Annotated in this window: 13 protein-coding genes; 7 read left to right on the top strand and 6 right to left on the bottom strand. The window is 55.9% G+C overall.

The features are described from left to right. Positions 1 to 358: 358 nt before the first annotated feature. From CJ187_RS04230 to CJ187_RS04215, 4 genes are all read right to left on the bottom strand, one after another. On the bottom strand, positions 359 to 1,018 hold the full coding sequence (locus CJ187_RS04230) for an ABC transporter ATP-binding protein (protein WP_102215608.1): 660 nt from the start codon (positions 1,016 to 1,018) through the stop codon (positions 359 to 361). A 515-nt stretch (positions 1,019 to 1,533) separates the two neighbouring features. Continuing rightward, positions 1,534 to 2,565: a CPBP family intramembrane glutamic endopeptidase gene (locus tag CJ187_RS04225; protein ID WP_102215609.1), complete on the bottom strand. Its 1,032-nt coding sequence runs from the start codon at positions 2,563 to 2,565 to the stop codon at positions 1,534 to 1,536. Positions 2,566 to 2,775: 210 nt separating this feature from the next. After that, on the bottom strand, positions 2,776 to 4,074 hold the full coding sequence (tgt, locus tag CJ187_RS04220) for a tRNA guanosine(34) transglycosylase Tgt (protein ID WP_102215610.1): 1,299 nt from the start codon (positions 4,072 to 4,074) through the stop codon (positions 2,776 to 2,778). 13 nt (positions 4,075 to 4,087) lie between these two features. Further along, on the bottom strand, positions 4,088 to 4,828 hold the full coding sequence (locus CJ187_RS04215; RefSeq protein ID WP_102215611.1) for a queuosine precursor transporter: 741 nt from the start codon (positions 4,826 to 4,828) through the stop codon (positions 4,088 to 4,090). A gap of 25 nt (positions 4,829 to 4,853) precedes the next feature. On the opposite strand from CJ187_RS04215, the gene CJ187_RS04210 reads away from it, so the two are divergent. Continuing rightward, positions 4,854 to 6,464, top strand: coding sequence for an ABC-F family ATP-binding cassette domain-containing protein (locus tag CJ187_RS04210; protein ID WP_102216510.1), 1,611 nt, complete (start codon positions 4,854 to 4,856; stop codon positions 6,462 to 6,464). Positions 6,465 to 6,573: 109 nt separating this feature from the next. Here the strand turns inward: CJ187_RS04210 and CJ187_RS04205 are convergent, their stop codons facing one another. Then, entirely contained in the window at positions 6,574 to 6,825 is a 252-nt protein-coding gene (locus tag CJ187_RS04205; RefSeq protein WP_284668004.1) for a hypothetical protein, read from the bottom strand. A gap of 95 nt (positions 6,826 to 6,920) precedes the next feature. Here CJ187_RS04205 and lipB point away from each other — a divergent pair, with 95 nt between their 5' ends. Together lipB and lipA are read left to right on the top strand one after the other, a co-directional pair. Continuing rightward, on the top strand, positions 6,921 to 7,571 hold the full coding sequence (gene lipB, locus CJ187_RS04200) for a lipoyl(octanoyl) transferase LipB (protein WP_102215613.1): 651 nt from the start codon (positions 6,921 to 6,923) through the stop codon (positions 7,569 to 7,571). A 1-nt stretch (position 7,572) separates the two neighbouring features. Next, on the top strand, positions 7,573 to 8,592 hold the full coding sequence (lipA, locus tag CJ187_RS04195; protein ID WP_102215614.1) for a lipoyl synthase: 1,020 nt from the start codon (positions 7,573 to 7,575) through the stop codon (positions 8,590 to 8,592). Between the two features lie 157 nt (positions 8,593 to 8,749). On the opposite strand, the gene CJ187_RS04190 is transcribed toward lipA, so the two are convergent. Next, positions 8,750 to 10,285, bottom strand: coding sequence for a class I adenylate-forming enzyme family protein (locus CJ187_RS04190; RefSeq protein ID WP_102215615.1), 1,536 nt, complete (start codon positions 10,283 to 10,285; stop codon positions 8,750 to 8,752). 83 nt (positions 10,286 to 10,368) lie between these two features. On the opposite strand from CJ187_RS04190, the gene CJ187_RS04185 reads away from it, so the two are divergent. From CJ187_RS04185 to CJ187_RS04170, 4 genes are all read left to right on the top strand, one after another. Next, the gene (locus CJ187_RS04185; protein ID WP_102215616.1) at positions 10,369 to 10,836 is read left to right on the top strand and encodes a SixA phosphatase family protein; all 468 of its coding nucleotides are present in this window, start codon (positions 10,369 to 10,371) and stop codon (positions 10,834 to 10,836) included. A gap of 461 nt (positions 10,837 to 11,297) precedes the next feature. Then, entirely contained in the window at positions 11,298 to 11,729 is a 432-nt protein-coding gene (mraZ, locus tag CJ187_RS04180) for a division/cell wall cluster transcriptional repressor MraZ (protein ID WP_102215617.1), read from the top strand. A 109-nt stretch (positions 11,730 to 11,838) separates the two neighbouring features. Beyond that, positions 11,839 to 12,828, top strand: coding sequence for a 16S rRNA (cytosine(1402)-N(4))-methyltransferase RsmH (gene rsmH / locus CJ187_RS04175; RefSeq protein ID WP_102215618.1), 990 nt, complete (start codon positions 11,839 to 11,841; stop codon positions 12,826 to 12,828). Beyond that, positions 12,825 to 13,241 (top strand): hypothetical protein, encoded by a 417-nt coding sequence (locus CJ187_RS04170; RefSeq protein WP_102215619.1) that lies wholly within the window; start codon positions 12,825 to 12,827, stop codon positions 13,239 to 13,241. The genes rsmH and CJ187_RS04170 overlap by 4 nt, the downstream gene beginning before the upstream one ends. Positions 13,242 to 13,307 lie beyond the last annotated feature (66 nt).

The raw sequence follows: 13,307 nt of genomic DNA, 5'->3' as shown, positions 1-13,307 counted from the left end.
GGGGAGTCTAAGGGAAATGCGGATGCGTTGAGATGATGCAATCCTGTGGCTGTTTTTAGTTTGCTTTCCACAAAGATTCTAGGCACGAGGTGGCCGTGTTGGATATAAGACTTTATCTCTTGGGTTGCCTTGTTAACGGCATCGACTGACTCGGTTGTTCTGCTGCTTCTAATTATGTAATCCGCGTTGCCCATTAGTTGGGTACCGCGTTCGGTTTCTGTGTATTCTGTGGTTGCCTGCCATATCGATACTGTCGATGGCAAACAAACAAGTAATACGATTAGTAGAATCTGTAGCTTACTGTGCCTGCTTCTGGTTGCGAGTTTACGGCAAAGTGCTGCGACAGATCCGACGTGGTTCATGAGAGTTTACCATCCCTGATGGTTAAGATGGTGTCGCTTGTTCGGGCAACGTCGTGATCGTGGGTCACGAGAACAACGGTTTTCCCACGCTCTGCTAGTATACGAAGTGATTTGCATACTTGTCGACTCATTTTCGAGTCTAATGCTCCGGTAGGTTCGTCGGCTAAGACTAAGTTAGCTTGTGATACCAGAGCCCGTGCGATGGCGGTTCTTTGCTGTTCACCGCCACTCATTTGACTTGGGAACGAGTTTCTCACATCGAGCATACCCAGTGTTTTGAGGGCAGATTCGGTTTGTTCTTTGCACGCCTGTTTTCTCTGTCCTTGTAACTCGCCTATGAGCATAATGTTTTCTGCAGCTGTGAGTGATTCTATAAGCGAATAATTCTGAAAAACTCGTGATATGTCGTGGAGTCGAAAATGATTCCGTTGCGATTTGGATAGCGTACCGTACGACGCATTATTCCAACATATTGCACCTGTATCTGGAGTCGTTTCCATAGCTAATAGGTCCAGTAAAGTGGTTTTACCAGCGCCTGATTTTCCCATTATGCAGGTGATACTACCTTCAGCTGCTGTAAAAGAAATGGATTTGAGAATTTGTCGACGCGTCCGCCCTTTCCCAAACGCAATCCCCAGCGACTCCACACGCAGCATAGCGCTACTTGAACTCTAAACTTACGCCGCGAGCACCGAATGCACAATATCCAGACGACGCTCTACCATTGGCTTTTATCCATGATGTATACCGGTCAGGGGCACTCGTACAATCAATGGCACCTCGCGCCTGATGGGCATTTCCACCAATCTTATTTCCACATGCAGCGATCACATTGCTTTGGCCGGTCCAACTCTTCTGTAGAGTCGCATCGCATCCGTTTGCTGAAACGTAGTTTGCGCTAATAGCCGGCGCGGCTACAAGTAGCGGCAAAGGAAGTGTTAGTGCGATACCTATGAGTTTTCTTTTCCGCATTGGAGTTCCTTCCAGCAGGCTTTCCGACAAAATCTTCTTTGATTAATATGCTTGACATTGAGAATGGTATCAAGCCAAAAAAAACGTGTCAATAGATTAAGCTGAGAATACATGTTTACCAATTGGTTATGTGAATAGAGTGCCTAATGAAATACACGTAAGCTAGAGGGAATTTATCTCTGTGCCTTTTGGCTGCCTCCTAAACTTGCCAATGATTGGCGGCCTTGTCTGGGACCTGCGGGGGATACAGATGGGCGAACTCGTCTATGAACTCACCTTTTTGGTAGCGCGTGTACAAGTAATCCAAGGTTGGTTTGGGGCGTGCAGACGGATCAGTGCGCGCGGAAAGCTTGGAATGCTTAAATGCCCACAATATGAGCACCATGATCAGCAAATCTACGCAAATAGCAATTAGCGTTGGAATAATCGCTTGCGTCGTCTCTTCACCGATAAGTGAGTTCGTTTGCCCAGCAAAAACTTCCATCGTAAAAATAACTGTGTTGTTCCCAGCGTGTTGCGCAATCGCAGCTTCTAAACCACCGGTGCGTTGCGTCAAATAGCAGTTAAAAGCTGCCATAGCTGCAAGCGTAGCTAGCACCCCGGGATCTAAAGAACCATGTGCCATTGAGAACACTACCGCAGACAGCACTGTTGCTACCACAAACGCAGCCACTCGATTTGGAATCCAAGCACCTACCAGCTGCAGCAAGTATCCGCGGAACGTAACCTCCTCGGCAGCGCTCTGCAAAGGGGACAGCACGAGCGCGAGCACTAGCGACAAGACCAGTGTCTTCGCGGGGTGCCACGCCACGTCCTCAAACAAGACAGCCGAACCCACAATGACCGGCACCTGTACCACCAAACAGATTGCGACGCAGGTAAGTAACCAACGCCACCTAATGCGCCCCGCTACTGAAAACAAGAACCCGGGACGAACCCGCAAACCAACAATCGTGGCGACGATTACACACGGAATCAAAATGATCAGCGATGCCATCAGGTAGATCATCTCTGGCGGATTCGTCAGGTTAATGTCATCGATTGCAAGAGACGAAAGCATATTCGGATTAGCTAGAGCAGCAACCAAAGCCACCAGTATAGAAGAAACTACGAAAAGCCCTACCCCTAAAGCGAGGCCAAGCAGCGGCCGCCACCAACGACGATCTGGCCCGGCCCCCACCTGGTTATAAGCAGCGGGAGTCGATGGAGTAGAACGGGGAAGGTAAAACATGAGCCTCGTTTCTTCTTCGGTCTCGTAATCACTAACTCAACGCGGGTGCAATGCGACGAACCACTCACTCGAAGCATCAGAACAGTGTTCCGTACTCACCGCAGTTGGCCTCGTAACCAACGAAATAACAGCATTGAGTGATTGTGGGACTGGAATTTTACGGTCTAAAGTTTAACGGAAACATGAAAGCAAGAAGACTCATCCGAGCGTCTACTGCGTGCGAGCGCCGTAGAAGCGGCCTAAAGTGTCTTCTTTGAACTCTGCGTAGGTGCCATCCAAAATCGACTGGCGAATACGCTTCACCAAGTTGACCGTGAAGTATTCATTGTGGATCGTCGCCAAAATCGGGCCCAACATTTCGTGAGCTTTAAACAAATGGCGCACGTAAGCTCGCGTGTAATGCGCACACGTGTAGCATCCGCAAGTTGAATCGAGGGGGCTGAAATCCGTGCGACACGAGGCGTTAGTTACATTGAAACGCCCATCGCGCGTATAGATCGCGGCGTTACGCGCCACCCGGGAGGGATTCACACAATCAAACGTGTCTGCACCTGCTTCGATTGCGCGGAAAAAATCATCCGGCTCAGAAATGCCCAGCAGATGTCGCGGTTTATCTTCTGGTAACTCCGAAGTCATCCACCCCACAATGCGTCCCAAATTCTCTTTCTCCAAAGCACCGCCCAGGCCAAACCCGTCGAACCCCTCACCGTGGCTAGTCATCGCCGCCAGCGTGCGGGCTGCGTGGCGGCGCAAATCCTCGTACTGCGCCCCCTGCAACACCCCAAACAACTGTTGATATGGCTTTTCGGGCTGTTCCTGCGTGAGCCGCCAATGCTGATCCAACGACCGCTGCGCCCACCGGTGTGTGCGCTCCAGCGACTCCTCCTGATATGAACGCGGGTGACGCAGCGACGTCAACTCGTCGAATGCGAACATGATGTCCGCACCTAAATTATGTTGAATAGACAGCGAAACCTCTGGGTTAAACCGGTGTTTAGAACCGTCGCGGTGGGAACGGAACACCACCCCATCCTCATCCACTACCGCGCGGTTTCGCCGCACAGCCTCAAACGCTGCCTCCTCACTGGTTGGTTCGCGCCCCGAAAACTCGTCAGACAGGACCTTCTTATAACCAGACCCCAAAGACAACACTTGAAACCCACCTGAGTCCGTGAATGTCGGGCCCGGCCAATTCATGAACGCCCCCACACCACCAGCTTGCGCAACCAACTCATCACCGGGCTGCAAATATAAGTGATACGCGTTCGCCAACAGCGCCTGCGCCCCCAACTGAGCCATCTGCTCAGGAAGCACCCCCTTGACGGTGGCGAGTGTGCCCACGGGGATAAAAGCAGGCGTGCGAATAACTCCGTGCGCAGTAGTAAGAACCCCAGCCCTACCGAGTGGACGGCCCGCAGCATTCACCGCGGTATTTGACCGTGCCTCTAGACGTTGCTGGACAACGAATCCTCGCTGGCTATCAATTTGACTACGACTAATCCGATCCACGTTGCACCCCTAACTACTTTGCAACGTGCTTTGCAACACCAGCGGCACCACTCGAGTCCACGGCCTTCGCAATACTAGAGTCCACGCGCTTTGCAAACCTGGTTTCCACGCGTTTTACCACCGCGATCGTTGGATACGTGAGGGGCAAGCACACGACCTCAACCCCAACTTTGTAAAAATACCCAACCAAAAGGTAGTTCAAAAAATCCGCGCCCGTAATAATCCCGTAGAACGCGATCGTGCAAAAAATGAGGGTGTCCGCGAACTCACCAACCACCGTGGAACCAATAAGACGCGCCCACAGATGCTTCGAACCCCATCTTTGCTTAATCTTCACCAGCACCCAGGCGTTCAATAACTGACCCGCTAAGTACCCTGCAATCGACGCCGCCACAATCCGGGGAACGAAACCCAACACAGCCACAAACGCGGCCTGGTTCTCATACCCCGGCCCCGGAGGAGCGATCCCCACCAGCCAAAACGTTAGCGATGCCAAAATAGAGAACCCAAACCCCCACGCAATAACGCGGCTGGCCTTAGCGAACCCATAAACCTCAGAAAGCACATCCCCCAGAATGTAGGTCAGGGGAAACAAAACCGCGCCACCATCAAAAATCGGTTTCCAAAACCCCAAGTCGAACGCAATCAGCTTGGTAGCAGCAATATTGGAAAGCAGTAACAGCGCAACAAACGCTACCGCTATGAAGTCATACAGGCGCGTGGGCCGCACCCGCGAATCGAAGAATTGTTCCACGAATCTAAATTACTATACTGATCACGTGATTAACGTGGTCAACTTGAATGTGCGCATCGGCGCACGCATCCTCATCGACGGCGCTAACTTTCGGATCGACAAAGGCATGAGGATTGGCATGGTGGGGCGCAACGGCGCTGGGAAAACCACGACCATGCGCATGCTGGCCGGAGAAGAAGACCACGGACAAGCCGAGTTCGCAGGGCAAGTTACCAGGCGAGGGACCATCGGCTATCTCCCTCAAGAAACCCGCGTAGGTGACCCGGAACAAACGGTGCGAGAACGCATTCTGTCGGTACGCGGCATCGACGAAACCATCCGGCGGATCCGCAAAGCCGAACAACAAATGGCACGATCCACAGGCGCGCGGCAAACCAAAGCCATGGAACGATACGTGCGGTTAGACCAAGAGTTCACCAACGCAGGCGGATGGGCCGCAAACGCGCAGGCCGCTCAAATGGCCGCTGCCCTGGGGGTGGACGAAAACATGCTCGACCAGCCTTTGCACACCCTCTCGGGTGGGCAACGTCGACGCGCCGAACTTGCCCGAGCCCTATTTGCAGAAGCCGACGTGCTGCTGCTTGACGAACCCACAAACCACCTAGATCACGATTCTCTGATCTGGTTGCGTGACTTCCTACGCACCTACCCGGGCGGCTTCATGGTCATCAGCCACGACGTCGAACTACTTCAAGAAACTGTTAACCACGTTTACCACTTGGATGCAGACCGTGCCCAACTGGACGTGTACAACATGGGGTGGGACGCCTACCTCAAACAACGCGCAGACGACGAACACCGGCGCCGCAAAGAACGCACAAATGCACTGCGCAAAGCCCAGACCCTGCGCGCACAAGGCGAGAAAATGCGGGCAAAAGCAACCAAAGCCGTGGCGGCGCAACAAATGCTTCGGCGTGCAGACGAACTAGAACAATCCGTGGAACCCGCACGTGCCCCCGAAAAAGTTGCCCGCCTGCGCTTCCCAGAACCCGCCCCGTGCGGACGCGTTCCCCTCACCGCCACGGGATTAACCAAAACCTACGGTTCACTCGAAGTGTTCGCAGGCGTTGACCTCGCGATCGACCGCGGATCAAAAGTTGTCGTTCTAGGCTTAAACGGGGCCGGTAAAACCACGCTGCTACGGATTCTCGCGGGAAAACTCGAATCAGACACCGGCACCGTAAACCCCGGCCACGGCCTCAAACTAGGCTACTACGCACAAGAACACGAAACCCTGCAAGGTGACAAAACAGTACTCGAAAACATGACTGACGCAGCGCCCACACTGGATGACACCCACGTGCGGAACGTGCTGGGACAATTCCTGTTCTCCGGCGATGACGTCGACAAACCTGCTCGCGTACTATCCGGGGGCGAGCAAACCCGGCTGGCGCTCGCGGTGCTCGTGGCCTCATCCGCGAACGTGCTTTTGCTGGATGAACCTACCAACAACCTCGACCCCGCGTCTCGAGAAGAAATTCTGAACGCACTGCGGACCTATGAAGGCGCCGTTGTGCTCGTGACTCACGACGAAGGGGCTGTGCGTGCACTGAGCCCAGACCGGGTCCTCTTACTCCCAGACGGGGATGAGGACCTGTGGGACGATTCATACCTAGAACTCGTCACCCTTACCTAACGCACGGACCCCACAACACCTAACTCGCGGGCTAACCAATAGATGTTAGGCGTTAGCTGCATGGGCATTAGTTTCAGCTGGTTTGCGGCCTTAACTTAAAACGGGCGGTTCACAGAGAGCGGCGATCCACTGGTTTCGCGGAAGGGCCGGTAGCAGGCCCAATCTCTCTGATCGGGACCACGCGGTAAGGGAACTCCCGCAGGGCAACGAACTCAGCTAAGAAATCTCGATGTCCTTCGCAGGCCAACCACGTTTTTTCGCGGCCATAGTGGATTTTTGGATTGCGCCAAATCACCGCCCACGCGGCTGGTTCCGTGCACTGCCGGGCGGAACACACGTGTACATACTCGTCGTTACTCACGTTGATTAGAGTAACCGCTCACAACACAAACACAAGTGCGGACCTTAGACCCATGCGAAGACGCGGTTTTTGTGCGTAGTCGTTATCATGGAGGGGTGCAGGAGTTAAATCTATTGGATCGCGGGCCCATTCCCTACATGGAAGGGGACCGGATTCAACGTGAAGTTTTTGAACAAGTAGCCGCTGGAGAACGCGACCACACCCTGATCGTCGCCCAGTTTGAGGCCACTTACACCGCGGGGAGGCAGACGAAACCAGAAGATATTCTCAACTCCGACCTGCCGGTGGTGCGGATCGACCGGGGTGGTTCCGTTACGTGGCATGGGCCAGGTCAACTCGTGATCTACCCGATTGTGAAACTCGCGCCGCCCGCGGACCGCATCAAATACATCCGCGCAGTGGAAGCCGCTGTGATTGAGGCAGCGCAAGACACGTGGAACATTCCTGCCACCATCATTGAGGGGAAAGCGGGGGCTTGGCTGCGTGACCCCGACCGGAAAATCTGCGCGATTGGCCTCAAAGTTGCGCGCGACACCACGATGCACGGCGTGGCGTTCAACATTGACCCCGATTTTAGTAACGCGTTCACCGGTATCATTCCCTGCGGCCTGGTTGGCATGGGGGTCACTTCTTTGAAAGCTGAGGGCGTGAGTGCCACAGTGGATGAAGTGCGGGCTGCCCTCGTGAAGAAACTACGAGAAAAACTAGATCCCCTGCTCGAAACGATAAGCGAAGGAGCTCACTGAAGTGTCTACTCTGCCTAAACCTGAAGGTAGGAAACTGCTGCGCATTGAAGCGCGGAATTCGCAAACCCCGATCGAGCAAAAACCCGGTTGGTTAAAAACCACGGTTTCTACCGGACCCGGGTATCAAGATGTGCGCCAACGCGTGCACTCAGGTGGGTTACACACAGTGTGTGCGGAAGCGAACTGCCCGAACATTTACGAATGCTGGGAAGATCGGGAAGCATCCTTCCTCATTGGTGGTGCGATCTGTACGCGGCGCTGCGACTTTTGTGACATCGCAACCGGTAGGCCCACGGAATTTGACGAGGATGAACCCCGCCGGCTCGGTGCCTCCGTTGCGTCCCTGGGGCTGCGCTATGTGACGGTGACGGGGGTGGCTCGTGATGATCGCCAAGATGGGGCTTCCTGGCTGTACGCAGAGACTGCTCGGCAAATCCACGCGCAATCCCCAGGTACGGGTGTGGAACTGCTGGTGGATGATTTCAAAGGTGATCCGCAAGCACTGGAGCAAGTGTTCGAATCTGAACCTCAAGTTTTCGCACACAACCTCGAAACTGTGCCGCGAATCTTCAAGAGAATCCGCCCGGCATTCCGCTTCGACCGCTCCCTGTCCGTTATCCAGTCGGCAAAAGAAGCGGGTCTGGTGACTAAGTCGAACCTCATTCTAGGAATGGGAGAGACCACGGAAGAAGTGGAATCGGCGATGCGGGATCTGCTGGACGCGGGCTGTGACATTCTCACCATTACGCAGTACTTGCGGCCATCTAAACTGCACCATCCGATTGACCGGTGGGTTAAACCGCAAGAGTTTTTGCGTCTGCGTAATCTTGCTTACGACATGGGGTTTGCCGGCTGCATGTCCGGGCCACTGGTTCGTTCCTCGTACCGGTCGGGCAAACTGTGGGTGCAGGCGATGCGTCACCTGGGGCGGGACATCCCCCCGATTTACGCCCACCTAGCTGAGGAGAAACCGGTGCAGGCAAGGCAGGAGGCCGAATCCGTACTAGCCCGCATGAGCTAGGGCGGTTCTCGCCTGCATGAGCTAGCGTGCTCTCTCCCGCATGAGCTAGAGCCGCATGAGTAAGGACTCATGAAATAAGCGGCGGGGCGAACTGGTTAAAGCAGGCTACTGGGCTAGCGGACTTGGTAAAACAAGCTACAGGGCTCGCTGAAACGAGCTATTGGATTAGCAGATCTACTAGCGCACTGTGAGATGGTTTCCCATTCGTGTTGGTAGGAACCTTGTCTGTGACGGCCAGGTAGTGCGGAAGCTTGTACCGCGCCAGATACTGCCCGGCGTAACGACGTATCTCTTGCAAGCTAGGTGCTTTTGCTCCGTCGTTGAGTACCAGTACCGCGCCTACGGCCTGCCCCCACTTAGGGTCGGGAACGCCAACCACCACGCAGTCACGCACGTCCGGGTGGGTAGAGATGACCTCGGCAATGGGCGTGGGGAGCACTTTCTCACCCCCGGTGTTAATCGTGTCCACCACGCGGCCAAGGAACGTGACGAATCCATCTTGATCCTGACGTCCCCAGTCACCGGTTCGCAGCCAGCCGTTCACAATAGTTGTGCGGGTCAGTTCACTATCGCGCCAATACCCGCTGGTTATCGAAGGGCCAGAGCACAATAGTTCCCCGTCCTCACCGGGATCTGCCCACTCGATGGTACCGGCGTCAGGATTAACCGCGCGCGCCACCCGCACCCGCGTGTACGGGAACGCGGTTCCGCTACCGGTCAGGTCACTGCGGCGGACCGCGGTGGACGCGCGCATACAAGTGCCGGAAGCTGACTGCTCCGTCATTCCCCACACGTTGATCACGTCCAGTTGACGGTCCAATAGTTGCTGCGCAAGTGCGGACGGCAGGGGAGCTCCGCCGGTGAGAGGCCGGGTGAAATCCGGCAGGGGCCGCCACGCACTGTCGTTGAGTAGAGCCTGGTACATGGTGGGAACCGCGAACATCATTTGCACCCGGTGTTCCTCAAGCGCATCCAAAACGGCGCAGGGAGTGAAGTGGTCGATAATCACAACGTGCCCGCCGTTGGCGAAAATGTCGGTGGTGGCACCGTTGAAACCACCAATGTGCGACAGGGGAGCCACCACTGCGTGCACGGTTGCCGAAGAGTATTCGAACACGTCCCGGAAGTTCCGGCAGCCCCACCACAGCTGGTCGTGCGTCAAAGTCACGCCTTTCGGGTGGGCGGTGGTGCCAGAGGTGTAAATAATTGCCCCCATGGTTCCCGCGGGGCATGGAACAGGCGGCGCCTGGTCCACCGGTTCGGCATCTAATGTCTGCTCCAGTTCCGCATACGTGATCGCGTTTTGCATCTGGCTTCGTTCCGCCTGTGCCAGCCCCACAATTGCGACGCGCGGCTCGCAGTGATGCACTATCGCTTGGATTTCTGCGCTAGTTAAATGCTCTTGCACGGGAACTACTATTGCCCCAAGGTGTGCGCACGCGATGTAGGTCCACAGGTGCCACGCGGAGTTAGGGCCCCACACGAGGACGCGGTCACCAGTTTGAACGCCCCTGCGGCGCAGCAGGGATACGAGTTGAAGGGCATGCTTTTGCGATTGGGCCACCGAGTATTGCCGGCTCCGTGCCTCTACCTCAATGTAGGTAATGGACGTGCGTTCTGGGGACCGCAAAGCGGCTTCGCGCAGGAGGCGGGCAGGGGAATAATCAGGATCCGTATTTGTCACACCGCCCATTATCACCCTGGAATGGTCCGATACCAAGGCGCGGGCGTGCTTCAATCTGTTCAAAGAACGGGCTTTTCACGTAGCCTGAGGGTATGCGGGTTGTACTTATGCGTCATGGGGAAGCGAACTGGGGGTATCACGATTTGGGGCGCCCGTTGACGACCATGGGGATGCAGCAGGCTGGTTTCGCTGCACGTCACATTGCCCGCTACGTTACCGAGCCGTTGCTACTGACTTCGCCGGCTGCACGCGCGCAGCAGAGTGCGCAGATTATAGCGGTGGAGCTCGGGGTAGAGCCGATTGTGATGAACGAGATCTACTACGGTGATGAGGATGACCTCTGCCGTTTAGTCACGAGTTTCACCGACCCACAGATCGTGGTGGTTGGGCACATGCCGACCGTGCTCGCCGCTGCTGAGAATCTAGTGACGGACGAAGAAAGTCACCGTGTCCGCGCAGTTGGTGGTGCGCCCGCGACCCACTGGATAATCGACCGCGCCCCAAACAGCCCCACCCGCTCCGGCACCCTAGTAGCTGCTGGCGCCCCCACCCTTTCGTAAACTTTTCGGCAATAGGGCCCCCTCACTTTCGAAACAGCACATCCGACTCTCGTCGCAGGGCATTCAGCTTTCGTAACAGCACGTACGACTTTTGTAACAGTGCATTCAGCATTCATAACAGTACATTCGGTTTTTGTAGCAGGGCGCGCGCTTTCGTAACAGCGCATTCTGGAAACGCGCGTGGAGCGCGGAATGTGCCTGCCAATCACACAGCTGTCCGCGGGCGCTTCTATTTGCGGTCAGTGCCTACCTCCTGCATTGTCACAAGTGCGCTCGCGGCTCGCTTTGACAAAAAGTGACACAATTCCCTCCACCGCGTTTACTGCGACTTTTCCTTGTAATCATGAGGTTCTGTGAAAACAATACGCGCGTTGCGAGCCAATAGTGGTGGAAAGTGGAGTAGAGTGGGGAACAGTGTTAGTTGAAGTGGGCTGCGAAATGACATGAGGGGGTGAGCAGTCGTGTTCCTAGGCACCTACGAGCCAAAGCTCGACACCAAGGGACGCGTCATCTTACCCGCAAAGTTTCGCAGCCAGTTGGAAGACGGGGTGGTGATCACCCGCGGACAAGACAGGTGCTTGTACGCCTTCCCCAAAGCAGAGTTCGAGAACATGTTCAACCAGCTCCGTCAGGCCCCCCTGACGTCAAAACAGGCGCGCGACTACATTCGCGTGATGCTGTCCGGAGCAACGGATGAAACCCTCGACAAACAGGGAAGAATCACCATCGCACCGCAACTGCGAACCTACGCAGACCTGAGCCGAGACCTCGCGGTTATCGGCACGGGAACCCGCGTGGAGATTTGGGATGCGGAGCACTGGAACAACTACCTCGCCGTCCAAGAAGAAGCTTTCTCTAACACTGCGGACGAAATAATCCCTGGAATGTTCTAACGCGCATAGGTCTTCTACCGACTGATCCGAAGCCACTTCCCCGGCGGCGGAACCGGTGGGAGTCCCATGCGGGTTAGAGCCCTCCACTTTCCACCACGGAGGAGGAGCATTGAGCGAACGCGACCGGATCGCTAACCTACACCAACCGGTGCTTTTGCAAGCATGCCTGGACCTACTCTCGCCCGCACTACAAGGTCCCGAACCAGTTCTTGTCGACGCAACCCTCGGCATGGGTGGGCACGCCGAAGGTGCGTTAACCCGGTTCCCCAACCTCCGCCTCATCGGAATTGACCGCGACCAAGAAGCGCTTGCGTTAGCGAATAAACGATTGGAAGGCTTCAAAGACCGGTTCCGCGGCGTCCATGCCACCTACGACGAAATCCCCCGGGTCCTGTCTGAACTAGGGGTGCAGGCGGTGGACGGGATTCTAATGGACCTGGGAGTGTCGTCACTGCAGTTAGATAACGAACAGCGCGGCTTCACCTACGCCCGGTCAAGTGCGCTCGATATGCGGATGGATCAAAGTGGTGGCCGCACCGCAGCGCAACTACTCGCCGAAGAAAGTGAACGAGAAATCGCCCGGATACTGCGCGTATACGGGGAGGAGCGATTCGCCTCTCGGATCGCCCGCGCCATCGTGCGTGCGCGTGAAACAGAACCAGTAACCACCTCGGACCAGCTAACGGAACTGATCCGAGACGCGATTCCCGCCCCCGCGCGCCGCACGGGAGGCAACCCGGCGAAACGCTCATTCCAAGCCCTGCGGATCGCGGTGAACGACGAGCTCCACATTTTAGAACAAGCTCTCCCGCGGGCACTGAGCTGTATTCGAGTGGGGGGCCGCCTTGTAGTTGAGGCCTATCAGTCGCTCGAAGACCGGGTCGTGAAGCACATAATCCGCCAGGGGTCGCGCGCTCAAGTACCCGCCGACCTTCCGTTCATCCCCCCGGGAACTGAACCGCCCTTGCGGGAAATCACCCACAAAGTGATCAAAGCAAGCGAACAAGACATCCAAGACAATCCGCGCTCAGCATCCGTTCGGCTACGGGCCGCTGAAGTGCTGCACCCTTTCGACCCAACCCATAGGAGTAACCGATGAGCAACACAGCGGCGCTACGGCAAACCACTCGACCCGGTGCTCGCAAACGCGAATCCACCCGCCCCGTGCTGCGCGTCATCGAAGGCCGCGCCGCCCCCCGCAGCGCCTACCCGGTGATCATCGCGATCGTGGTGGTACTGGTCGCCGTGTTTGCCTTCCACCTGTACATCCGCACTCAAATGGCATCCACCGCCTATGAACTGCGTGACATGCGAACAGAACTGGTGCAGTTGAACGAAACGAAAGACTCCCTGCAGCACCGACTCCAACTCGTGTCCTCCGCGGGGGAGCTAGAAAAACAAGCAGCGAAAAACGGGATGGTCCACGCCGGCCCCACCGGTTACGTCACGCTCTCGACCGGTAAAGTTGAGGGCGGTACCCCGGCAGCCGAGAATGCTGAAGACAAGGACTAGCGCCGGCTGGCCCGTACCTACCTCAAGAAAACACTTCTAGAAAATCGGAAAGTAAACGCGTATTAA

Source organism: Gleimia hominis (assembly GCF_002871945.2).
Lineage (GTDB): Bacteria > Actinomycetota > Actinomycetes > Actinomycetales > Actinomycetaceae > Gleimia > Gleimia hominis_A.
This window is presented reverse-complemented; position numbering and strand designations above follow the sequence as displayed.